This window comes from Maricaulis salignorans (assembly GCF_900103475.1).
Classification (GTDB): Bacteria; Pseudomonadota; Alphaproteobacteria; order Caulobacterales; family Maricaulaceae; genus Maricaulis; species Maricaulis salignorans.
Genome location: NZ_FNHG01000004.1, coordinates 134,698 through 155,453, shown reverse-complemented (window position 1 = coordinate 155,453; position 20,756 = coordinate 134,698). Strand labels below are relative to the sequence as shown.

Below are 20,756 nucleotides of genomic sequence, written 5' to 3'. Positions count from 1 at the left end.
CCCGGCCCTAGAGTGGGACTGAGGAATTGTGGGAGCTCGCGGGGATCTTCGATGCTGTTCTTGTTCAACGAAACCGTTTTTGACCTGGGGGACCTGGTCTCTGTCCTCCAGGACGGCACCATTCCCTTGCCGGCGGCCCAGTTCGAGACGCTGACCACCGGGCACCTCACGCTGCTACTGCGCGAGGCGCTGTTTGTTGACCCCCTGATGGCGACCAACAAGCCGGACCGGACCAAACACCTTGCAGCCCTGATCGCCTACCGCGCACCGGGTGCCAATGCGGTGCTTGGCGTCCGCCCGGCCGGTGCGACCGGTCCCGATGATGTCGGTCTGCGCTTTGCCAACGTGCCCATGATCATCCTGACCTATCTCTGGAAGCGTCAGAAGGATGGCGCGCTGGACCCGGAGGTTATCAATGAGGAAGTCTGGCATCGGGTGACGGAAAACTTGCACAGCGCATACTGATCGGGCTAGTTCGGGGCTTGCACTCTCAGCGGGCCAGTTCATGACTTCTCCGACGATTGATGCGCCGGAATGGGCGCGTCGCCGCAGCTTCGCCATCATCTCACATCCTGACGCCGGCAAGACCACGCTGACCGAGACCATGCTCTTGGCGGCCGGTGCCATCCGCATGGCGGGGCAGGTCCGCGCACGCGGCGAAAACCGCCGCACCCGTTCCGACTGGATGAAGATCGAGCAGGAGCGCGGGATTTCCGTCTCCGCCTCGGTAATGACCTTCGAACATCGCGGCTTGCTCTTCAACCTGCTCGACACGCCCGGTCACGAAGACTTTTCCGAGGATACGTATCGAACGCTGACCGCTGCCGACAGCGCCATCATGGTGCTCGATGCCGCCAAGGGCGTTGAGCCACGGACGCTGAAACTGGTCGAGGTCTGCCGCCTGCGTGACATCCCGATTGTCACCCTGATCAACAAGATGGACCGCGAGGCGCTCGATCCGGTCGATTTGCTGCAGGATATCCAGGACAAGCTCGCGCTTGATGCCGTGCCGATGCAGTGGCCGGTCGGGTCCGGCCAGCGCTTCAAGGGCGTGGTTGACCTGGTGAGCGATGAACTGGTGCTCTATCAGCGCCCGGGTGTCGAGCATGATCGCGAAGCGGCATCGGAACGCCTTTCGCTCGAGGGGCCGGAAATCCGTGAGTTGCTGTCGGATGCGGAAATCGAGGAGGCTCGCGACGGCGCCGAGGTGGCGCGGGAGCTCTGCCCGACCTTCAATCCACAAAGCTTCCTGGAGGGCCATATGACGCCGGTCTTCTTCGGCTCGGCGCTGCGCGGCTTCGGCGTGCGCGAATTGCTCGACGGGCTGGCGGACAAGATTCCAGGACCCGCGCCCATGCCGGTGCAGATCAATGGTCAATCCACCCAGGTCGAGCCCGGTGACAAGGAAGTCTCGGGCTTTGTCTTCAAGGTGCAGGCGAATATGGACGCCAATCACCGCGACCGCGTCGCCTTCGTGCGCCTGTGTTCGGGCAAGTTCCGCCGCGGCATGAAGCTGAAAACCGAAGGCGGCAAGCAATTGACCGTCTCCTCGCCCATCCTCTTCTTCGCCCAGGATCGCGAAATTGCTGATGAGGCCTTTGCCGGCGATGTGATGGGCGTGCCCAATCACGGTACCTTGCGCGTTGGCGACAGCCTGTCGGAAAGCGGCAAGCTGCGCTTCTCGGGCATCCCGAATTTCGCACCTGAAATCCTGCGCCGTGCGCGGCTGGCCGATCCGCTCAAGGCGAAACATCTCAAGAAGGCGCTCGAAAGCCTGGCCGAGGAGGGGGTCACCCAGCTCTTCCGCCCCGTGCTCGGCGGCGACTTCATTGTGGGCGCAGTCGGCGCCCTGCAGATCGATGTGATGCGCGAACGCGTCGCGGCCGAATACGGCCTTGAAGTGACGTTCGAGGCAGCCCCCTATGAAACGGCGCGCTGGCTTGGCGGGACAGAAGAGCAGATCGATCTGTTTGCCGACCGGCACAAATCGGCCATGGCCGTCGATATCGACGGCAACCCGGTCTTTCTGGCCAAGAGCAATTGGGAAGTTTCCTACTCGCAGGAGAAATTTCCCGAGTTGATCTTCCACCATGTCAGGGAAAGGGCGAACTGATGCGCGTCCAGGACGATACCGGCTTCCTTGCCCATACCGGCGAATTATGGGCTCAGGCGGCCGGGGTCTGGCAGACCTCGTTTCTGGGGGTCAGTGTCGGACATGGGGTGAGCGCGATCATTATTGTCGTGCTCGGGATTACCTTGCGATCCGTGCTCGCGAGAACCTTGCTTACCGTGCTCAAACGCATGGCACAGAAGACCGAGAATGGCGTTGATGATGCTGTCGTTGACGCGCTTGCCGGGCCGTTGAAGCTTCTGCCGATCATCATCTCGCTCTTCTTCGCGGTCAAGATTCTCGAGGCGGGAACCGGAGGCGCGGACCTTTCCGAGGCCGACCGGATCATCCCCTCCCTGGTGGCGATCGGCATTTTCTGGGCGCTGCACAATGCGGTCGATCCGTTTATTCATCTGATGCGGGCGCTGGAGAATGCGCTCACGCCGGTGATGCTCGACTGGTTGACCAAGGCGATGCGGATCCTTTTCATCATCGTCGGCGCTGCGGCAGTCCTGCAGATCTGGGATATTCCCGTTGGCGGCATCATTGCCGGGCTGGGCCTGTTCGGTGTGGCCGTTGGCCTGGGTGCGCAGGACTTGTTCAAGAACCTGATCGCCGGCCTGCTCATCCTGGCGGAGAAGCGCTTCCTGCCGGGCGACTGGATCAAGGTTGATGGCGTTGTCGAAGGCACAGTCGAGGAGATCAATTTCCGCTCTACCGTTGTCCGCCGGTTCGACAAGGGGCCGGTTTATGTGCCCAACTCGAAATTGTCGGATCAGGCGGTGACGAATTTCTCACGCATGTCGCACCGCCGGACCTATTGGATCATCAGCGTGCGCTATGACACGACGGTTGAACAACTCAAGACCATACGTGACCGCGTGCTCGACTATGTCACCACACATCCCGGCTATGCCCAGGCACCGGAGGTGTCGACCTTCATGCGTGTGGACAGCTTCGGCCCGTCCTCGATCGATTTCATGCTCTACTGCTTCACCCGGACGACTAATTGGGGCGAGTGGCTGGCACTGAAGGAAGAACTCGCCTTCACGATCAAGACCATTGTCGAAGAGGCCGGAACGGATTTCGCCTTCCCGTCCAGTTCGATCTATCTCGAACAGGGCGCCGAGCTGTTTTCGCCGCCAACCGCCGTCGACGCCAGCTCAACCTGATCGAAGCCCGCTGCTTTCCCGGGCCGGGCGTGCGGCCTCGCCAATCCTGTCCGCTGGTCTAATTGCTGGCCGCTGACGTCGCGGCAACACTGCTCGCGGTGATTGCGGCAATCATCGCCGCCTGGGCCGCGATCACGGCGGCGAGCGCGCTGGCGCTGCCGGCCGGATTGCGGGCCTGGTCGTCAAACGCGATCAGGCTGGCCAACCGGGTGCGGCAAAAGCCGATCGATGTCAGCGGTTTCGGCATCGTCCGCGTCATGTCGGAAATCCGGGTCAGATCTGCCGGTGTGCGGCCGGCGACCGCCCATTCCATTGTCATTGAGCGATCACTGCGTCCGCGCAGGAAACGGTCGGCGCGCCGCGCATCCTCAAGCGCGATAAAGCGCGACAGCACGATCTCCGGTGCCTGGCCGAGCAGAACGCATTGACGGGCGCCATCGCGCCGGTATCCCCGGGTGCCGCGGTCTGCGCCGAATACGGCCTCGGCATGGGCCCGGGCGTCGACGACCGTCTCTGGTCGGCTCCCAGCGAGCACGTGTGCGGCGGCGAATGTATCGGTGACGGAATCATCCGAACGCCACCAGGGCGGGCGGAGGGCCCGCTTCATGGCGTAAAAGGCGTCCACCACATCGGGGCCGGCTTCACCGAGGCTGAGGATGAGCGCCGCGCGGGCGCCGCCGGCATGCAAGCGGCCTGTCTTCGAGGCCGCGCACGCCTGCCGCAAGGCTTCGCGGGCGCCGAGGAAATGTCCGGTGTCGACGCCGTGTGCTGCCAGCATCGCCGCATAGACCCAGCGCATCGAGCCGTTGGGAGCCTGGAAGCTGCCCAGCGCCGCCTTCAAGCTTTCATGATGTGTCCGGGTGGCTGCAACAAGCTTTGTGGCGGGGTGTTCGGCATGGACAAGCGCGACCGCCGCGAAGGCGGCGGCCTGCTGGTCGGGCCGGGGCTTGGTATCGCGCAGGCTGGCAGCAAGTTGAGTGAAGCGGTCGAGCGGGGTGTCCATGCATGTTTCCCTGATTGCGGATGAGGCTCAGCCTAACACGCGCCGGCACCCGGTATGGCAGGGATTTGGGACCGTCCTGTCCCGCCTCTAGGCGGCGACATCCCGGCGCATGCGCCAGAAGCGCATGGCGCGCGCTGCGTCTTCGACCGTGATCCGGTCATAGAGCAGACCGAGTTCCTTGGCGTCCCGGAAGGCGTCCTCAGTGGCATTACTGCGCAAGACCGCGAGGGTCACGAACAGGGCCTTGTCGAATCCGGCCGAGCGGCAGATCAGGGCCAGCGGGTCGATGCATTCCTGGTCGATGGCGCGGCGGGCCGCGACGCGGTCGACCCCGGTCATTTCCGCAAACGCGACGTGGAAGCGCGTCATTTCTCGTTCGCGCAGCAAGCGGGCCAGCAGGCCGCCATTGAGCATTTTGCGCACCGCCATCCCGCGAACGAATTTCTCGGCTTCCTCGACATCCTGGTCCTGGCTCATGCGTTCGCTGAGCCGGGCGTGGGAGGCGGCAAGCGCCTGTTCGACCAGCGCCGGCTCCATGCCGTCAAAGCGCTCGAGGATGTGATCGCGCAGATGATTTTCCACCGTCAGCATCAAATCGCCGAGCAGATCGGCCGGGGTGTCCTTGCGGTTGACCACTGGAGCCTGGAGAATTCTTGAGTGCTCGGCCCGTTCGGCAACCGTCTCGAAGCTGGCGCGCGATAATTGGGCACCATCATTGCGGATCAGGACGGCGACGGTTTCGTCATCGCCGCGGCGGACGATCGTATCGGACAGGCGTTCGGAAACCAGTTCGCGCTGGGAGATTGCTTTGAGCTGCGGCTGTGCGCCCTGCTCGGCGATCGACAGGAGTTCCGCTTCGCTCAATGCGGTCGAGCGCGCCAGTATCGGTGCAGCGACTTCGATCGCGTCACGCGCAAGCTTGAGCAGCATGCCGCGAGGCGCCAGCGGGGTATCGGCAAAACGCTCGGCGAGTTCGGCGCGCGCGCCCTGTGCGGTTTGTTCCGCCAGCGCGCTGAGCACGTCATCAAACTCCTGCGAGACCGGCGTATCGCGTTCCGGCGGCTCGTCAAAAAACATGTCGGTGACCTCGCGCAGCAGGGTGCGACGGCGATCACTGGAGCGCTCTTTCGCCAATTCGAGCAGGCTGTTCAACTTGCTGATGACGGCCATGAACATACTCTTTCGGTGTCGTTGCCGGATGGTCCAGGGTGATGATGCCAGCGGTAGGTAAAAGAATCCTGTTCGCGACCGATCAAATTGTGCAGGTCGGAGGCTGCATGTCAGTGTGGACCGGGCAGGGTCGCCTGCAAGGCGGCGATTTCGCGCGCGCTCGGGCGACGTTCGCTGGCGGCCTCGATCTGTGCCGCGATATCGCTGGCAAGGCCTGTAACTCGCTGTGGTGCGCGCCGGGGTGCCGGTGTCGATGCCAGCAGGGTGCACTGGCCGTCGACGCCCTCCAGTCCCGGCGGGGTCCAGACCCATGAACGGCATTGTGATTGCTCATCGCACAGGGAAGCGCACATGGCCTGATTGCCTTCTGTCAGGCTGACACGCTCATAAACCGAGCCGACCCGGGTCCAGCCGGTCAATCTGTCACCGGCGCGGGCGGGTGCCGCGGTCAGGCCGCAAGCCAGTATGGTCAGGATGAGGGTGTGACTGAGGTGCATGGGGGCAGTGTGCTGCTGCGGCCCTAACAAATGCTTGCCGGTGCCAGCTGGCGCTTCTGGCTCAGGCCTTGCGGATTGGGCGTTTGACGATGGAGAGTTTGGCCGGCGCCGCTTGCGCGGGACGGTCGGTGGCGCGGGCCTCGGCCGCGAGATAGGGAAGAACGCCCTTGGCCTCCATTGGCTTGCCAAAGATATAGCCCTGGATAAAACGCGCGTGCATGCCCTTGAGTATGTCCAGCTCGGCGATGGATTCGACCCCCTCGACAACGCAATCCAGATCGAGGGACCGGCCCAGATTGATGATGGTCTGGATGATCTTGCTCGCCGATGCGTCCTTCAACAGTGGGACGACGAAGGAGCGGTCAATCTTGATCTTGCTGACGGGCAATTGGTGCAGATAGCTGAAGCTGGAATAGCCGGAACCGAAATCATCGAGCGCGAGTCGGCAGCCGAGGGCCGCGATGCGCTCAATCGAACGGCGGGCCTGGTCGATATCCGACATCATTGCCGTTTCAGTGATCTCGAACTCGATACGGGCCGGGTCGATTCCGCTCTGTTTGACCAGGTCGAGGATGTCGCTGACCGAGACGGGTGACATCAGGTCATGACCGGACAGATTGAAGGAGACGTGGAGGTGCTCCGGCCAACTCGTCACCAGATGCAGTGTCTTGCGCAACAGGATCTGGGTGATTTTCCGGATCAGGCCCGAGGTTTCGGCAACGCGGATGAACTGTTCGGGACTCACCGGTCCCAGGGTGGCGCTATTCCAGCGGGCCAGGGCTTCGAACCCGTAGGTCCGGTTGAGCTCGAGGTCGAATTGCGGTTGCAGGAAGACCTGAAGTTCTGTCTCCAGATCGGCGGCACGCAAGGCCTGGTCAACCTGGCCCATGCTCTGCATTTCGCGTTCATGGCGCGGCGTGAACAGGATGGCTTCGCCGCGCGCGGTCTTCTTCGCCTGGTCCAGAGCGTAATCGCCACGCTCCATCAATTGCCGGATCGACAGCGTGCCGTGCTCACACTCGACCAGGCCAATCGAAGCGGTGAGATTGGCGGTGACGGAGTCGAGTGTGTATGGTTGCCCGATGGCCTCGCATAGCGCGCGGCCGAACTGCTCGACACTGGTCCGGAGCAGGTCGCGGCGCACCAGAATGGCAAACTCGTCGCCACCAAGGCGCGCGACCGTGCTGCGCCGCGGGACGGCGGCCTTGATGCGCTTCGCCACAGAACCGAGCAGCATGTCGCCGGCGGAATGACCATAAGTGTCATTAATGGGTTTGAAGCCGTCCAGATCGACCAAGGCCAGCACGGTCACCGAACTGCCTGATCGATTGCTCGCGAGCGCGGTGCCGAAGGCGTTGAAGAAGCTGAAACGGTTCGCCAGACCGGTCAGCGAGTCGTGTTCGGCCAGCTCACGAGCCTGGTGGGCGAGGGTCTCGGCCTTCGATGTCTGCGCTTCGGCCAGGGCCCGGTTCTCATCGGCCTCGAGCCGCGCATGGACCGCCCGGCGCACTGTGCCACGCATCAGGGTGGCCATGCCAATGGCGGCGAATCCCGCGGCCATGGCGAGGAAGAGATACTGCACCAGCATGTCGGGAACCTTGATACTGATGAAAATCATCATCGTGGCAACCGTGACAACGACGCTGGGGATCATGCTGCGCATGCTGACGCAGGCTGTCGCGAAAACCGGCATCGCCAGGATGAAGTAGATCAGGTTCTCGGCCTGGAAATGCAACGCCATTACGACCATGACATTGACCAGCACAATCGCGCTGGCCGCGAGGCTGTACAGCTCGATCATGATGCGCCGGCAAGCCCTGCGGCTGGTGTGGTGCATCACGCCGGACGCCGCGGCCGAGCCACCGATCAGCACCAGCATCCCGGCATATTCCCACATGGGGTAATCGGTCGGCGGGAAGATGAGATAGGATAGTGTGAGCAGGCTGTAATACAGACAGAGCGCGATCAGGAAGCCGCGTACGACCGGGCGGAAGGCGATGGCCATCTCCCGGTCCATCCTGCCCGAGGCGGGCCGGGGGGCGCCGGAGACCTGGTCACCGCGAATTGTTTGCCTGCCTGCCATAAAGGATGAGCCCCTGCCCTTCGAGGTCTTCAATAGGGACAGTTTGTTGTTAAGGGCCACCTAATGGCGATTGCTGGCCGGGTCGCCAGCCCCGGTGCCGGCGCGGACAGACCCGTTAATGGTTCAAGCTCGTCGCGGGGCGTGACGAGAAAAGATTGCGCGAAATTAGCGGGTTAAGATCATTTTTCGCGCGGAGTTGGCCGTAATTTTTGCGCTTGTGATGCGCGAGGGCGGTTCGCCGAAGGGGTGGTGTATTTTTTATGCAGCGACGGAATTGGCCCGGTTCTGTGCCCGTAGCTGATCAATCCCGGCTGTGGTAACAGGCTCAAATCACAGTTGACAGCGCCCCCGGGGGCGTTACCAGAAGGCAGCAATCGGGTGGCGCTATGACATCGACTTCTCACGGCGTTCGCGCGCGGCTGACCGCTTTTGTAGAAAGCGCCGGCTTCCGAAATTCGATCATGGCGGTGATCCTGCTGAACGCCGCCACCCTGGGTCTGGTCACCCTGCCGTTCGACCCGCCCTGGTTTACCGCGATCCTGCCCTTGATTGACCGGATTGTCGTCGCGGTCTTCCTGGTCGAGCTTTTTCTCAAACTGATCGCCTATCGGCTGCGCTTTTTCACCTCCGGCTGGAACTGGTTCGACCTGGTCGTGATCCTGGTCTCCGTCGTGCCGATGGCGGGCAGTTTTTCGGTCCTGCGCTCCTTGCGGATCCTGCGCGCCTTCCGCCTCTTCTCGGTGATGCCGCAAATGCGCAAGGTGATCGAAGCCCTGCTCAATGCGATTCCCGGCATGGGCGCGGTGATCGCCGTGCTCGCCCTGATGTTTTACGTCTCCGCCGTGATGGCGACCAAACTCTTCTCGCTGACCAATCCGGATCGCTTCGGGACGCTGGGGGACAGCGCCTTCTCGCTCTTCCAGGTGATGACACTGGAGGGTTGGGCGACGGATCTGGCGCTGCCGGTGATGGAATTCCATCCCTGGGCCTGGGCGTTTTTCCTGGTTTTCATCGTCCTGACCAGTTTCGCCATCCTCAACCTCTTCATCGCCATCATCGTCGACAGCCTGCAGTCAAAGCATTTCGACGCGGAAGAGGAGCGCGATGCCGAGGTCGGCGAGGATGTGATCGAGCTGCAGAGCGAGATCGCCGGATTGCGCGGTGAGATCGCGCAGCTGGCGGCTCTGGTTCAGCGCTCCCTGGGATCGCCGGCGCCGGAGGATGGATCGGCGAGCAATGCGTCGAAAGCATCGGACAGGTCGGAATAAAAGGCGGCCAGCCTTTCCTCGCGTTCCGAGCGTGAGCGCGGCGCCGGGGCGCTGAGGGCGTGGACCGCAATGCCCTGGTGGACGCGTGTCATATAGCGCTGCCAGATCGTCGCCGGCAGACCGCCGCCGGTGACATTGCTCATCGGACTGTCATCATCATTGCCGACCCAGACGCCGGCCGTGTAATCGGCGGTGAAGCCGATGAACCAGGCATCGCGGAAGGACTGGCTGGTGCCGGTCTTGCCGCCAACGCCGCGGCCGCCGGCCAGGATGGCACGCCGGCCGGTGCCCGATATGACCACATCCTGCAACATGGTGGACATCGGCCGGGCAATCTCGGGCGCGAGCGCGCGGACCGGCGTCGTCTCGGCATGTTCGTACAACACGTCGCCACGCGAATTGGTGATGCGTTCGATGAACCAGGGATCAAAGCGCTGGCCATCGCGCGGGAAGACCGAATAGGCCGCCGTCAGCTCGAGCAGATTGACTTCGGCGGCCCCGAGCGCAATGGCTGGCAATTCCGGCAGTGTCGAGCGGATGCCCATCCGGTGACCGGTCTCGACAATCCGCCCCAGCCCGACATCACTGGCGACCTGGGCCGCGACCGTATTGATCGAGCGCCGCAGGGCTTCCTGCAGGGTCACCAGACCGCGAAATCCGCCGGCGAAATTCTGCGGCTCCCAGCCTTCCAGATCGACCGGCTCATCCCACACCGCCGAGGAGGGGTCGTAACCGGCTTCCAGCGCCGCGGTAAACACGATCGGCTTGAAGGCCGAGCCGGGCTGGCGCTGGGCCTGGATGGCGCGGTTGAACTGGCTGATGCCGTAATCGCGGCCGCCGGCAAAGGCGCGGATCGCCCCGTCCGGCGCCAGCAGGACAATCGCCGCCTCGCTGGCATTGACCGCGGCGCCGTCGCTATCGAGCACGCCGGCAATGCTTTCCCGTGCCGCCAGGGTGAGGTCCGGATCAATCGTCGTGCGGATCACCAGGTCGGGTATGTCGTCGGGCACCAGCCGGGCGGCTTCCAGCACCGCATAGTCAAACACATAACCCCAAGTCAGACCGGCCTGCGGATCGAGGCTGGCGGCCACCGGCACGCCGGGATTGGCGATCGCCTCGCCATGCTCTTCAGCACTGATGAAACCGGCCTCGAGCATCGCGGCCAGCACTTGTTCGGCGCGCGCCTGGGCGGCGGCCAGATTGACCGTCGGATCCAGCCGCGAGGGCGCCTTGGGCAAGGCTGCCAGCATCGCCGCCTCGGCCAGGGTCAGCTCACTGGCGGGTTTGGAGAAATAGCGATGCGCGGCCGCCTCGACGCCAAAGGCGCGGGCACCGAGATAGATGCGGTTGAGATAGAGCTCGAGGATTTCGGTCTTGGTGAGATTCTCCTCCAGCGCCCAGGCGAGACGAACCTCCTGCAGCTTGCGCCGCAAGAGCCGGTCCGGCGTCAGGATCAGATTCTTGACCAGCTGCATGGTGATGGTCGAGCCGCCCTGCACCGAGCGCCCGGCGCGCAGATTGGTCCACAGCGCCCGCGCCACGCCGCGATAATCCACCCCGCCATGCTCGTAAAAGCGCTGGTCCTCGATCGCCAGAAAGGCCTGCGGCAGATAGGGCGGCAGGGCATCGAGCGAAATGGCGCGCGCATAGAGCGGTCCGCGCACGGCGAGCACATCGCCATGCGTGTCGAGCACCGTCACCGAAGGCTCCAGCCGCACCGACCATAATTCCGCCGCCGAAGCCGGCGCGGGGGGCAAATCATGAAAGGCCCAGTCCCACACCAGCAATGCCGCAATCAGCATGCCGAGCAGGCTGGCACCGGTGACACTGGCACCAATGATCAGCGTGCGCCGCTGTCTCTGTTCGCGTTCCATCATGTGATCGGCGCGATACGGCTCGTTGAACATGCTATAGCCACCCAAAATCCAGACCTGCCCTAACACGCCGGTCTGCTGCAATCCTAGGCCCGGGAAACTGGGCCAAATTCAGGCGATAGACATGACACAGCCCTTCTGGAAAACGAAAACATTGTCGCAATTGAGCAAGCCCGAATGGGAATCCCTGTGCGATGGCTGCGGCAAATGCTGCCTGATCCAGCTGGAAGACGAGGATTCAGGCCTGCGCCTGCACACCGACGTCACCTGCCGCCTGTTCAACGCCGATACCTGCCGCTGCGGCGACTACACCAACCGCAAGCAACGCGTCCCCGACTGCGTCATCCTGACCCCGAGAAACGTCACCGAACTGGAATGGATGCCCCAGACCTGCGCCTACCGCCTGATTGGCGAAGGCAAGGACCTCTATGACTGGCACCCGCTGGTGTCGGGCGATCCGATGAGCGTGCATGAAGCGGGGATGTCGATCCGCAACCAGGTGATTTCCGAGGATGAGGTGGATCCAGAGGACTGGGAGGACCGGATTGTCGAGTGGCCGGGCGAGGGGGATGAGGAGGAGTAGATTTGCGCTTTTCCCGCGCCGTATTTTCTTCAATAAATCAAAACGCGTGTCATCCCGGACGGATGCCCCGCGCAGGCGGGGCGCAGATCCGGGACCCAGACCCACCATCGCGAATTCATCTAGGCTGGACGATAAAAAATTCGCCGGCCTGACACGAAACTTGCCAAGCGTCGGGCGTCTGGGTCCCGGATCTACGCCCGGATCGCTGACGCGTCCGGGCATCCGTCCGGGATGACAAGGGTGAGACTTTTAGATCTGTCCCAACTAATTCCTGGGAAGAAGTGGTGCCTGTCACCATCTATCTGCGGGCGCTGGTCAGGAAGGTGAAAAGCGGCGTCTTGTGGTTAGTCGCCGTAGAGCCACGAGCGAACCTCGTCTATGTGAGGTGTGAGGTTGCCGGTGAGTTCGACTTCTGTCTGGTGATCCGTCAAATCGACGATGCCTTCGTTTGATACGGGGAGGCCTACTGCCCAGTAATACTGTGTGGTGTCCTCTGTCAGCGTGTACTTTGCAGCAGGCAGCAGAAGATAGGATTGGTCGGGTGTGCATTGCTCCGGGATCGTGGCCGGGCAGCGGTTGCTTACGGGCTCATCGTTTTCGTCAAGTTCCATGCACGTACGAGGGTCATCACCGTAAACTAGGCCCGTTGCCCAATAGCGTCCCGGCGGTAGCTCGGCGTCACGATCCGCCCGGTCAATTGGCTCGTCGAGATGGAGGTCAGGTTCCACAGACAAAGGCGTGTTCCGGCCAATACGCCAGCGACTGCACGCTTCGATTTCATGAAGAGCCGCGTCTTCGTAGCCTCGCAGATATTCCTCAACGGTAACGCTGCGACCCCGCTCCGGCGCATCAGCGGAGGCAAGCGAACGAAGTGCCTGCAGCCAGACATCATTCTCTGGATCTTCGATGTGCGCGAAGTTACGCCCATACATTTCAAACATGTTCAGTGGAGTTCCAGCTTCATCGCGAAATACCACATAGAGATCGCCTGCCACAAAACCGGGATAGACGATTTCGCACGCGGGGGTGACCTCCGTGTCGTACACGTCGAAAACAGTCCAGAAGCGTGGATCTTGATGGTTGTCGTGGCGCGCCACCTCTGGTGGGGATGCTAGCAACTCGTCCCATTCTTGCGCCGAAGCGCCATCGGTGAAAGTGAACTCGAATGTGCCCGCACTGCCCTTGACGGCTTCCACACTGGTAAATCGGGTGGTTACTCGAGCCCTGGAGGTACGAGGGTGTAGGGACTCCAAACCGCTTAGGTCTTCGACCGTGCCGACCGCTACATATTCCACTCGCATGAGCTCAATGGATGCAGCGGTCGACACCAAATGAGCGTAGAATGGCCGGTGTTGCGGCTGTTGGCGCACCAGTGAGCAGGCTTGCGCAGTACTCGACAGAGCCCAGCAAGCGACGCCGGCGACAATAGCGAGATTCAGCTTCATGAAATTCCCTCCTGCCGCGTTTGAATATTGGAAGCGTGGCGACGTCAAGTTGTATACCTGCTGGAATAAATGGTGACAGGCACCCATTCCCACAAGCCAAGCATCTATAAGATCGCCTGAATTTCCGATCCCACCCTGGCCGGATTCTGGCATGGTTTTTAGGGCGGGGTGCGGCGCCTGGGTTGAGGGATGGGGGGAGTGGGGCTTCTATCTTCATTGAAAAATTTTTGTATAAAATTCAAAACGCTTGTCATCCCGGACGGATGCCCGGACGCGTAGCGATCCGGGCATCCGTCCGGGATGACAAAATATATGGTTTGAATAGAGAAAGGCGCGCAACGCCCGTCCTTCTCCCATGGGGAGAAGGTGGCCGAAGGCTGGATGAGGGGTGGTGCCAGCAATTTCCACTCCCCCAAACCACCCCATTTACGGGGATAACCGCGCTGCTATCCACGCCGCCGCAAGAAATTTCCCCAACGCCTGAGCACCCTTGCGCGAAAAATCCGGCAGGCAATCCGACCGGAACAGTCATCCGCCTAATATCCGGCATGACCAAAAATCCCGACAAAACAGGACACGCCGAACCGGCCGAGAGGCCCCAGACGGCGAAGACGCCGCGGCGCGATGCTGCGGCCTGGTATCCACATATCCTGCAATACCGCGCCGGCACGCCGGCGGGGGTGATTGCCGAGCGTGTGGGGGGCAAGCGCCACACCGTGTACCGGGCCGAGGCCCGTTTGCGCGCGCTCCCGGACGCGAAAATGGCTGAGGTGCGCGAGGAGGCCCTGCGGCGCCGGCGGCTGGAGGCGGAGGCTGAATACCTGGTCGGCGACCCTGCGGTCGCGACGAAAATCGCCAATGCCTATGTCGCGCTGCGCCGGGCCGAACATGAGGAAAGGACCGCGATGATGGAAACCCGAAACACCGCCCGGCCGGGCGAGAACAAGGAGGCGAAGTTGAGCGATGCCGAAGTCGAACTCCTGCGCGCCGATCTTCGACGTCGATACATTCCTGAACTGCCCGCCCGAGCAGAGGGTTGTGATGCTGGAAGCGGCGACGGAAAACCAGCTGGTCGAACTCGACCATGATTTTCGCGGTACGGGCACAAACGCCCAGCTCCCGCCCGCCGGCGATTGGCTGATCTGGCTTTTCCTCGGCGGGCGCGGGGCGGGCAAGACGCGTGCGGGTGCTGAATGGGTGCGCGACCAGGTCAAACGCGGCGCGCGACGCATCGCGCTGGTGGGGCCGACCTTCAATGATGTGCGCGAGGTGATGATTGACGGGCCTTCGGGCCTGGCCAATATCGGCCGGCCGGGTGAACGGCCGCGCTATGAAGTCTCGCGCAAGCGGCTGGTCTGGCCGAACGGGGCGGAAGCCCATGCCTTTTCGGCCGAAGATCCCGACGGGCTGCGCGGGCCGCAATTCGAGCTCGGCTGGGGCGATGAATTTGCCGCCTGGGCCGAGCCGCAAAAGACGCTCGATACCTTGCGCATGGGGCTGCGGCTGGGCGACCAGCCGCGCCTGATGCTCTCGACCACGCCGCGCCCCATCCCGGCGCTGAAAGCCTTGATGAAGGCGCCCGGTGTCTTGGCGACGCATCAGCCGACTTCGCACAATGCCGCCAATCTGGCACCGGGCTTTCTCGCCGCCATGCAGGCGGCCTATGGCGGCTCGGCGCTGGGGCGGCAGGAGATTGAGGGTGTGCTGATCGATGACCCGGCCGGTGCCCTGTGGCGGCGCGCTGATATCGAGGCGGCGATTTGTGCCAAGGCGCCTGATCTGGACCGCATCATCGTTGCCGTTGATCCGCCGGCCACCGGCGGGGCGCGCTCGGATGAGTGCGGCATCGTGATTGCCGGCGCAGCGGGCGAGGGCGCATCGCGCCGCGCCTGGGTGCTCGCGGACCGCTCTTTCGGCCCCGCCATGCCGGCCGACTGGGCCCGCGTTGTGGCGGAAAGCTTTGAGGCATTTGAGGCCGACGGCCTGGTTGCCGAGGCCAATCAGGGCGGCGAAATGGTGCGTTCGGTGTTGCAGGCGGCGTCGAGTGGATTGCCGGTGCGGCTGGTGCATGCCAGCCGCGGCAAGCATGTCCGCGCCGAACCCGTCGCCGCGCTCTATGCGGCGGGGCGGGTGTTTCATGCCGGGCGCTTTGCGGCGCTGGAGGATCAGATGTGTGCCTTTGGCGCGCCCGAAGGGCCACGCACCAGTCCGGACCGCGTCGATGCGCTGGTCTGGGCGGTGACGGATTTGCTGCTGGAGACGCGGGCCGGGCCGAGGTTGCGGCGGCTTTAGGGGCTCCCAGACAAACACCAACGCCCACTGCCCCCGGATCAAGGCCGCGGGCAGTGGGCGTTCCATTGAATGAAATTCAATCCATCCGAAAAGGATCCCACCATGCCCAACTGGTTCAGCCGGCTGATTGGCCGGGAGGAGAAGGCGTCCGTGCCGCCGGGGTTGATTGCCCTGCAGTTTGCGGCGCGCGCCGCCTGGTCGCCGCGCGATATTCCGGCCCTGATGCGCGAGGGCTATGAGCGCAATGCCATCACCCATCGCTGTGTGCGTCTGATCGCCGAGGCCGCGGCTGCGGTGCCGCTCAAAGCCTCCAATGCGGCGGCGCAGAGATTGATCGACCAGCCCAATCCCGACCAGTCCGGCCCCGAGCTGTGGGAAAGTTTCTACGGTTTTCTACAATTGGCCGGAAATGCCTATCTCGAGCTCGCCAGCCTGGAGGGGGAGCCGCGCGAACTCTTTGTGCTGCGCCCGGATCGCCTGCGTGTATTGCCCGGACCGCGAGGCTGGCCGCAGGGATGGGAATATTCGGTCGATGGCCGCAAACGCCGTTTCGAGCGAGACCCGGTGAGCGGCCGGGCGCCGGTTTTCCACATCAAGCTGTTCCATCCCGGCGATGATTATTACGGCCTCTCGCCGATCCAGGCGGCGGCTCGCGCCCTCGATTTGCACAATGCCGGCGGCGAATGGGCCAAGGCTTTGCTCGACAATGCGGCGCGGCCGTCCGGGGCGCTGGTCTTCAATGGCGGCGATGGCCGCATGAGCGAGGATCAGTTCAACCGCATCAAACACCAGCTCGCCGAGGATCATGGCGGTCCCGCCAATGCCGGCCGGCCGATGTTGCTCGAGGGCGGGCTCGACTGGAAACCAATGGCATTATCGCCCGCGGATATGGATTTCACCCAGGCGCGGCGCGAGGCGGCGCGCGAGATCGCGCTCGCCTTTGGCGTGCCGCCGCTTCTGCTCGGCCTGCCCGGCGACAATACCTATGCCAATTACCGCGAGGCGAACCTCGCCTTCTGGCGTCAGACCGTCTCGCCGCTGACGCGCAAAATGGCCCGCGCGCTCGCCGTCTGGCTGCGGCCCTGGTTCGGGCCCGATCTGGTGATCGAAGCCGATGAGAGCGGCGTGCCTGGCCTCAAGGAGCTGGACCAATGACGGATAGCCGCGACTGGCATCTCCAGCGCCAGGTGACGCTCGGCGTCGTGCTCGCCCTGGTGCTGCAAACTTCCGGCGCCCTGGTCTGGTTCGGCCGGGTTGGTGAGCGGCTCGACCAGCTCGAACGCGATAATGCCCGCCAGAGCGCGCTGGCCGAACGTATGGCCGGGCTGGAGGCCGAGGTTCGCCTCGCCCGCGAGAGCCTGGTGCGGATCGAACGGCGGATGGAGGAGTAGGGGGCGTCAGGCAATACCAACGGGCGTTGGCGCTGCCACCTCACCCCCGGCTTCGCCGGACCCTCCCCATCAAGGGGAGGGAGGGCGTTTGCAATTTTCACCCTGTGCCCATTCACACACCCTCCTCTTCCTTGATGGACGAGGTGCCCCCGAAGGGGGCGGAGATGGTGAAGTTCATAGAGCACAGCCCCGCCTTCTCCCCGTGGGAGAAGGCGGGCTTGTTTTGAAGTTTTCAAATTCAACGAGGCCCACCATGCCCCAAACCCTGCTGATCGAGGGTCATGCCAGCGTGTTTGATCTCGCTGACCTGGCCGGCGATGTCGTGCGCCACGGCGCGTTCGCGGCGAGCCTGCGTGACAGACGAAATGTACCGATGCTGTTCCAGCACGAAGCGTCCGAACCCATCGGGGTCTGGCGTGAGCTGCGCGAGGACCGGCGCGGGCTCTATGTCCGCGGCGAGATCCTGGCCGAAGGGCCGCGCGGGCGTACCGCCCTGTCGCTGGTCCGGTCCGGGGCGATTGACGGGCTCTCGATCGGCTTTCGGACCAAACGTTTTTCCGGCCGTGCCCCGCGCGGGCGCGAGCTGATTGAACTGGATCTGTGGGAGGTCTCGATCGTGACCTTCCCGATGCTGCCGCAGGCCCGTCTGCGGCTCCTTCCCCAACCGGCCATCGCGGCCTGAGACACAAGGATCATCATGACCAAGGAAACCAAGATGAGCCCGGTTACCGGCGAAACCCGGGCCGCGCTCGGCGAAGTGCTGGCCGCTTTCGAGGCCTTCAAACAGGCCAATGACCAGCGCCTCGGCGAGATCGAGGCCAAGGCGTCGGCCGATATCCTGCTCGACGAGAAAGTCGCGCGCATTGATGCCGCGCTGACCGACCAGAAATCCGCCCTCGACCGGCTCCTGCTCGGCGAGGCGCGTCCCGGCCTGTCGGGGACAAATGGTTCGGCGGAGAGCGCGGCCTGGTCGCGCTATATGCGGCGCGGCGATCTGGCCGGGCTGGCGGAGGCCAAGTCGCTCAGCGCCGGTTCCAATAGCGACGGCGGGTATGTCGTGCCGGCCGAGACCGAGGCGCGCATTGACCGGCTGCTGATCGAGGCCTCGCCCATCCGCGCTATCGCCTCGGTGCGCCAGACGTCTGCTCCTGTCTTTCGCAAACCGGTCTCGCGCGGCGGGGCCGCTTCGGGCTGGGTGACGGAGACGGCGGCGCGGCCCGAAACCGGGGCGCCGAGCCTGGACCTGCTCGATTTCCCCTGCACCGAGCTCTACGCCATGCCGGCGGCGACGCAGCAATTGCTCGATGATGCCATGGTCGATGTCGATCAATGGCTGGCCGAGGAAGTGCGCGATGTCTTCGCGGTGCAGGAGAGCGCGGCCTTCGTCTCCGGTGACGGCAGTGACAAGCCCAAGGGCTTTTTGAGCTATACCAAGGCGCTTGATGGCACGGAAAGCTGGGGCGAGATCGGCTATGTGCCGACCGGGACGGATGGCGCTTTTGATGCCGGCGATCCGGCCGATGCGTTGATCGATCTGATCTATGCTCCCAAGACCGGCTATCGCGCCGCGGGCCGTTTCGTGATGAACCGGCGCACCGTCTCCGCCGTGCGCCGCTTCAAGGATGCCGACGGCAATTATCTCTGGCAGCCCTCGCTGTCCGAGGGCGGCAGCTCGACCCTGCTCGGCTATCCGGTCACCGAGGCCGAGGACATGCCGGACATTGGTTCCGACAGCTTCTCGATTGCCTTCGGTGATTTCGCCAAGGGCTATCTCGTGCTCGACCGCCAGGGCGTCGAAGTCCTGCGCGACCCCTATTCGGCCAAGCCCTATGTGCTCTTCTACACCACCAAGCGTGTCGGCGGCGGGGTGCAGGATTTCGCGGCGATCAAGCTGTTGAAGTTCGGGGTGAGCTAGGGGCGCCCCATCTCCCGCTGCACAGCCTCGATCAGCGCTGCCTCCGCGGCATCGCTCACGGCATCGCCGTGGGCGGTGCCGTAGGTCGTCTCGACGCTGGGCAGGTCGAAGAAAACCCGGCGGATATAATTCTCCACCGGCCGCATCCAGATGGCCGTGCCGACCAGGCCCGGGATCAGCCAGACCAGCACGACGGATTTCGCTTCCATCATCGGCGGATCGATCAGGCCGGCGGCCGTGAAACCGGAGAATACCAGACCCCAGGCCAGCGCGATGGCCGGCAGTCCGCACAGGGCAAAGGCCACGACCCAGGCCTGTAACGCATTGAGGCGGCCGGGGCCGGGCGTTGTCATGCGCGGCTTCTCACCCAGGCGATGAAGGTGCTGACCGTGAAGATCAGCGCCAGCACAAATGAAAAGCTCCAGCCGGGAAAGCCGAAGGTCATCTGCACGCTTCCCAGCGCCGCACAGGCCGCCGCGGCGCCGCCATAGAGCCGCACCTGGCGCGTGAAGCGTCCACGATCATTTTCGCTTGAACCGGAGTCCGTCATGTCTCTCTCCCTCGTCACGCCGCCGGCGGCCGAGCCGCTCTCGCTTGAGCAGGCCAGGGCGCGTCTGCGTATCGCCGACACCAGCCAGGATGCGCGTCTGACGCATCTGATACGAAGCGCGCGCCAGCGTGTCGAGGGGGATACGGGCCGTGCCTGTCTCTCCCAGACCTGGCTGGAGCGGCGCGATGCCTGGGATGGCGATGGGCGTCTGTGCGCCTTCGGCACCCAGTTCAAACTGCCCAAACCGCCACTGATTTCCATCGACGCCATCACCACCTATGACGCCGATGACACGCCGATGAGCCATGATCCGGCGGATTTCTTCATCGACACGGCTTCCGAGCCGGGCCGTCTGGCGCTGCGTCCCAACGGTCATTTTCCCGAGCCGGGCCGCAACATTGCCGGCATCGAGATCCGTTTCACCTGTGGCTATGGCGACGATCCCGACGACGTGCCCGCACCCGTGGTCGAAGCCATCGGCCAGCTGGTCGAGGCGATGTATGAGGGCGGGCTCGATGCCGGCATGCCGGCCTCGGTCAAGGCGCTGCTCAGCCCATGGTGGAGGATCTCGCTATGAGCGCGCCCGAGGCCGATCTGATCGCGGCGCTGACCGCAGCGATGCTCGCCGACGCCGCCGTGCAGGCCGTGCTCGGCGATCCGGTGCGGCTATTTTCTGAACGTTCGCGCAGCGCCGCTTACCCGCATGCCAGCTGGGGCCGCAGTGAAACCCTGGCGCGCGATGCCGATGATGTGACGCTGATCGAACACCGGCTGACGCTGGAAATCTGGTGCCGCGACGGCGATCCCCACGCCATCACCGGCCAGCTGCGCGAAGCCCTGCGCGGGCTCGACCCGGTATTGCCCGAACCGTGGACGCTGGTTCTGCTGGCGCCGGCCTATAGCGATGTCTTCGCGACGCGGGACCGGCGGGTGAAGCGCGGGCTTATTCGGCTCCGGGCGGTGATGGGGCGGGTGGGGTAGGGGCCAAGCGTCGTGCGTTGGAGCGGGGAGGGCGTTGAGGCTGGGGGCTCCGGGGCGTTCCAAGATGACGTGAATTTAACGCAAGGAACAGGCGCGGCGACCTTACAATTGACGTGAATCCTGCCTATGTTACCTTGTAACAGCGCTGCGGGCTGAGACCTGTCTGATAACGGCTTCTCAACCAATCTGGCGTATGGACGTCTGGGTGAAACTGGGCTAGGAGCTTTCGTCGGTATGGCGAGTGTTCTTGCCATAATGCCCAACCAGTGATTTTGTTAGCTCCGTTGAATCGGAGGGGGATGAGATGAAATTTTGCCAAACGAATATCGAGGGCACGAGCCGGATTGAAGGCACGAGCCGTTAGGCTGCCTCATCTGTCTGCCTTTGCCACCGCGTTTATCGGGGCCCCGTTTCGGGGCCCT

At 63.6% G+C, this 20,756-nt stretch carries 21 protein-coding genes; 13 read left to right on the top strand and 8 right to left on the bottom strand.

Annotated elements, in window-relative coordinates:
• Nucleotides 1-51 precede the first annotated feature (51 nt).
• Genes BLT42_RS05450 through BLT42_RS05440 form a run of 3 tightly spaced genes read left to right on the top strand, consistent with a single transcriptional unit; the run spans nt 52 to nt 3,282 of the window.
• On the top strand, nt 52-465 hold the full coding sequence (locus BLT42_RS05450) for a hypothetical protein (RefSeq protein WP_091767980.1): 414 nt from the start codon (nt 52-54) through the stop codon (nt 463-465).
• A 40-nt stretch (nt 466-505) separates the two neighbouring features.
• On the top strand, nt 506-2,113 hold the full coding sequence (locus BLT42_RS05445; protein WP_091767977.1) for a peptide chain release factor 3: 1,608 nt from the start codon (nt 506-508) through the stop codon (nt 2,111-2,113).
• Complete coding sequence (locus BLT42_RS05440) at nt 2,113-3,282, top strand: mechanosensitive ion channel family protein (protein ID WP_091767974.1); 1,170 nt, start codon at nt 2,113-2,115, stop codon at nt 3,280-3,282. Before BLT42_RS05445 ends, BLT42_RS05440 begins: the two co-directional genes overlap by 1 nt.
• A gap of 58 nt (nt 3,283-3,340) precedes the next feature.
• Here BLT42_RS05440 and BLT42_RS05435 read toward each other — a convergent pair whose 3' ends face one another.
• The 4 genes from BLT42_RS05435 to BLT42_RS05420 form a co-directional block, all read right to left on the bottom strand.
• A complete protein-coding gene (locus tag BLT42_RS05435) occupies nt 3,341-4,285 on the bottom strand; it encodes a hypothetical protein (RefSeq protein WP_091767971.1) in 945 nt (314 codons plus the stop codon).
• A gap of 87 nt (nt 4,286-4,372) precedes the next feature.
• The gene (locus BLT42_RS05430; protein ID WP_091768176.1) at nt 4,373-5,455 is read right to left on the bottom strand and encodes a DUF2336 domain-containing protein; all 1,083 of its coding nucleotides are present in this window, start codon (nt 5,453-5,455) and stop codon (nt 4,373-4,375) included.
• 110 nt (nt 5,456-5,565) lie between these two features.
• On the bottom strand, nt 5,566-5,952 hold the full coding sequence (locus BLT42_RS05425) for a PAN domain-containing protein (protein WP_091767968.1): 387 nt from the start codon (nt 5,950-5,952) through the stop codon (nt 5,566-5,568).
• 61 nt (nt 5,953-6,013) lie between these two features.
• A complete protein-coding gene (locus tag BLT42_RS05420; protein WP_176780265.1) occupies nt 6,014-7,957 on the bottom strand; it encodes a putative bifunctional diguanylate cyclase/phosphodiesterase in 1,944 nt (647 codons plus the stop codon).
• A 464-nt stretch (nt 7,958-8,421) separates the two neighbouring features.
• On the opposite strand from BLT42_RS05420, the gene BLT42_RS05415 reads away from it, so the two are divergent.
• Entirely contained in the window at nt 8,422-9,303 is an 882-nt protein-coding gene (locus BLT42_RS05415; RefSeq protein ID WP_091767962.1) for an ion transporter, read from the top strand.
• On the opposite strand, the gene BLT42_RS05410 is transcribed toward BLT42_RS05415, so the two are convergent.
• A complete protein-coding gene (locus BLT42_RS05410) occupies nt 9,225-11,210 on the bottom strand; it encodes a transglycosylase domain-containing protein (protein ID WP_091767959.1) in 1,986 nt (661 codons plus the stop codon). The genes BLT42_RS05415 and BLT42_RS05410 overlap by 79 nt on opposite strands.
• A 91-nt stretch (nt 11,211-11,301) precedes the next feature.
• Between BLT42_RS05410 and BLT42_RS05405 the strand changes: the two genes are divergently transcribed.
• Complete coding sequence (locus BLT42_RS05405) at nt 11,302-11,760, top strand: YcgN family cysteine cluster protein (protein WP_091767955.1); 459 nt, start codon at nt 11,302-11,304, stop codon at nt 11,758-11,760.
• A 344-nt stretch (nt 11,761-12,104) separates the two neighbouring features.
• Here BLT42_RS05405 and BLT42_RS05400 read toward each other — a convergent pair whose 3' ends face one another.
• The gene (locus BLT42_RS05400) at nt 12,105-13,205 is read right to left on the bottom strand and encodes a hypothetical protein (protein ID WP_143024055.1); all 1,101 of its coding nucleotides are present in this window, start codon (nt 13,203-13,205) and stop codon (nt 12,105-12,107) included.
• 548 nt (nt 13,206-13,753) lie between these two features.
• Between BLT42_RS05400 and BLT42_RS15110 the strand changes: the two genes are divergently transcribed.
• The 6 genes from BLT42_RS15110 to BLT42_RS05370 all read left to right on the top strand — a co-directional run bounded on the left by BLT42_RS15110 (nt 13,754) and on the right by BLT42_RS05370 (nt 18,803).
• The gene (locus BLT42_RS15110) at nt 13,754-14,293 is read left to right on the top strand and encodes a hypothetical protein (protein WP_176780264.1); all 540 of its coding nucleotides are present in this window, start codon (nt 13,754-13,756) and stop codon (nt 14,291-14,293) included.
• Complete coding sequence (locus BLT42_RS05390) at nt 14,247-15,497, top strand: DNA-packaging protein (RefSeq protein WP_176780269.1); 1,251 nt, start codon at nt 14,247-14,249, stop codon at nt 15,495-15,497. Before BLT42_RS15110 ends, BLT42_RS05390 begins: the two co-directional genes overlap by 47 nt.
• Nucleotides 15,498-15,599: 102 nt before the next feature.
• Nucleotides 15,600-16,652, top strand: coding sequence for a phage portal protein (locus tag BLT42_RS05385; protein ID WP_091768173.1), 1,053 nt, complete (start codon nt 15,600-15,602; stop codon nt 16,650-16,652).
• Nucleotides 16,649-16,888, top strand: coding sequence for a hypothetical protein (locus tag BLT42_RS05380; RefSeq protein WP_091767944.1), 240 nt, complete (start codon nt 16,649-16,651; stop codon nt 16,886-16,888). The genes BLT42_RS05385 and BLT42_RS05380 overlap by 4 nt, the downstream gene beginning before the upstream one ends.
• Nucleotides 16,889-17,141: 253 nt before the next feature.
• Nucleotides 17,142-17,570 carry an HK97 family phage prohead protease gene (locus BLT42_RS05375; RefSeq protein WP_091767941.1) on the top strand — a complete coding sequence of 143 codons (429 nt, stop codon included), beginning with the start codon at nt 17,142-17,144 and terminating at the stop codon, nt 17,568-17,570.
• 15 nt (nt 17,571-17,585) lie between these two features.
• A complete protein-coding gene (locus BLT42_RS05370) occupies nt 17,586-18,803 on the top strand; it encodes a phage major capsid protein (protein WP_091767939.1) in 1,218 nt (405 codons plus the stop codon).
• Here BLT42_RS05370 and BLT42_RS05365 read toward each other — a convergent pair.
• Nucleotides 18,800-19,156, bottom strand: coding sequence for a hypothetical protein (locus BLT42_RS05365; protein WP_091767934.1), 357 nt, complete (start codon nt 19,154-19,156; stop codon nt 18,800-18,802). The two genes, BLT42_RS05370 and BLT42_RS05365, sit on opposite strands and share 4 nt — an antisense overlap.
• Nucleotides 19,153-19,353 (bottom strand): hypothetical protein, encoded by a 201-nt coding sequence (locus BLT42_RS05360; RefSeq protein WP_091767931.1) that lies wholly within the window; start codon nt 19,351-19,353, stop codon nt 19,153-19,155. Before BLT42_RS05360 ends, BLT42_RS05365 begins: the two co-directional genes overlap by 4 nt.
• Here BLT42_RS05360 and BLT42_RS05355 point away from each other — a divergent pair.
• Both BLT42_RS05355 and BLT42_RS05350 read left to right on the top strand, forming a co-directional pair.
• A complete protein-coding gene (locus BLT42_RS05355) occupies nt 19,352-19,930 on the top strand; it encodes a head-tail connector protein (RefSeq protein WP_091767928.1) in 579 nt (192 codons plus the stop codon). The two genes, BLT42_RS05360 and BLT42_RS05355, sit on opposite strands and share 2 nt — an antisense overlap.
• The gene (locus tag BLT42_RS05350) at nt 19,927-20,334 is read left to right on the top strand and encodes a DUF3168 domain-containing protein (protein WP_176780263.1); all 408 of its coding nucleotides are present in this window, start codon (nt 19,927-19,929) and stop codon (nt 20,332-20,334) included. Before BLT42_RS05355 ends, BLT42_RS05350 begins: the two co-directional genes overlap by 4 nt.
• Nucleotides 20,335-20,756: the final 422 nt, after the last annotated feature.

What these genes read in the sequence shown, in the direction of transcription:
- BLT42_RS05385 (WP_091768173.1), top strand. Translation starts at nt 15,600, where the DNA reads ATGCCCAACTGGTTCAGCCGGCTGATTGGCCGGGAGGAGAAGGCGTCC.
- BLT42_RS05415 (WP_091767962.1), top strand. Translation starts at nt 8,422, where the DNA reads ATGACATCGACTTCTCACGGCGTTCGCGCGCGGCTGACCGCTTTTGTA.
- BLT42_RS05410 (WP_091767959.1), bottom strand. Translation starts at nt 11,210, where the DNA reads ATGTTCAACGAGCCGTATCGCGCCGATCACATGATGGAACGCGAACAG.
- BLT42_RS05390 (WP_176780269.1), top strand. Translation starts at nt 14,247, where the DNA reads ATGCTGGAAGCGGCGACGGAAAACCAGCTGGTCGAACTCGACCATGAT.
- BLT42_RS05440 (WP_091767974.1), top strand. Translation starts at nt 2,113, where the DNA reads ATGCGCGTCCAGGACGATACCGGCTTCCTTGCCCATACCGGCGAATTA.
- BLT42_RS05350 (WP_176780263.1), top strand. Translation starts at nt 19,927, where the DNA reads ATGAGCGCGCCCGAGGCCGATCTGATCGCGGCGCTGACCGCAGCGATG.
- BLT42_RS05380 (WP_091767944.1), top strand. Translation starts at nt 16,649, where the DNA reads ATGACGGATAGCCGCGACTGGCATCTCCAGCGCCAGGTGACGCTCGGC.
- BLT42_RS05445 (WP_091767977.1), top strand. Translation starts at nt 506, where the DNA reads ATGACTTCTCCGACGATTGATGCGCCGGAATGGGCGCGTCGCCGCAGC.
- BLT42_RS05435 (WP_091767971.1), bottom strand. Translation starts at nt 4,285, where the DNA reads ATGGACACCCCGCTCGACCGCTTCACTCAACTTGCTGCCAGCCTGCGC.
- BLT42_RS05405 (WP_091767955.1), top strand. Translation starts at nt 11,302, where the DNA reads ATGACACAGCCCTTCTGGAAAACGAAAACATTGTCGCAATTGAGCAAG.
- BLT42_RS05420 (WP_176780265.1), bottom strand. Translation starts at nt 7,957, where the DNA reads ATGGCCATCGCCTTCCGCCCGGTCGTACGCGGCTTCCTGATCGCGCTC.
- BLT42_RS05370 (WP_091767939.1), top strand. Translation starts at nt 17,586, where the DNA reads ATGACCAAGGAAACCAAGATGAGCCCGGTTACCGGCGAAACCCGGGCC.
- BLT42_RS05430 (WP_091768176.1), bottom strand. Translation starts at nt 5,455, where the DNA reads ATGGCCGTCATCAGCAAGTTGAACAGCCTGCTCGAATTGGCGAAAGAG.
- BLT42_RS05355 (WP_091767928.1), top strand. Translation starts at nt 19,352, where the DNA reads ATGTCTCTCTCCCTCGTCACGCCGCCGGCGGCCGAGCCGCTCTCGCTT.
- BLT42_RS05400 (WP_143024055.1), bottom strand. Translation starts at nt 13,205, where the DNA reads ATGAAGCTGAATCTCGCTATTGTCGCCGGCGTCGCTTGCTGGGCTCTG.
- BLT42_RS05365 (WP_091767934.1), bottom strand. Translation starts at nt 19,156, where the DNA reads ATGACAACGCCCGGCCCCGGCCGCCTCAATGCGTTACAGGCCTGGGTC.
- BLT42_RS05450 (WP_091767980.1), top strand. Translation starts at nt 52, where the DNA reads ATGCTGTTCTTGTTCAACGAAACCGTTTTTGACCTGGGGGACCTGGTC.
- BLT42_RS15110 (WP_176780264.1), top strand. Translation starts at nt 13,754, where the DNA reads ATGACCAAAAATCCCGACAAAACAGGACACGCCGAACCGGCCGAGAGG.
- BLT42_RS05360 (WP_091767931.1), bottom strand. Translation starts at nt 19,353, where the DNA reads ATGACGGACTCCGGTTCAAGCGAAAATGATCGTGGACGCTTCACGCGC.
- BLT42_RS05425 (WP_091767968.1), bottom strand. Translation starts at nt 5,952, where the DNA reads ATGCACCTCAGTCACACCCTCATCCTGACCATACTGGCTTGCGGCCTG.
- BLT42_RS05375 (WP_091767941.1), top strand. Translation starts at nt 17,142, where the DNA reads ATGCCCCAAACCCTGCTGATCGAGGGTCATGCCAGCGTGTTTGATCTC.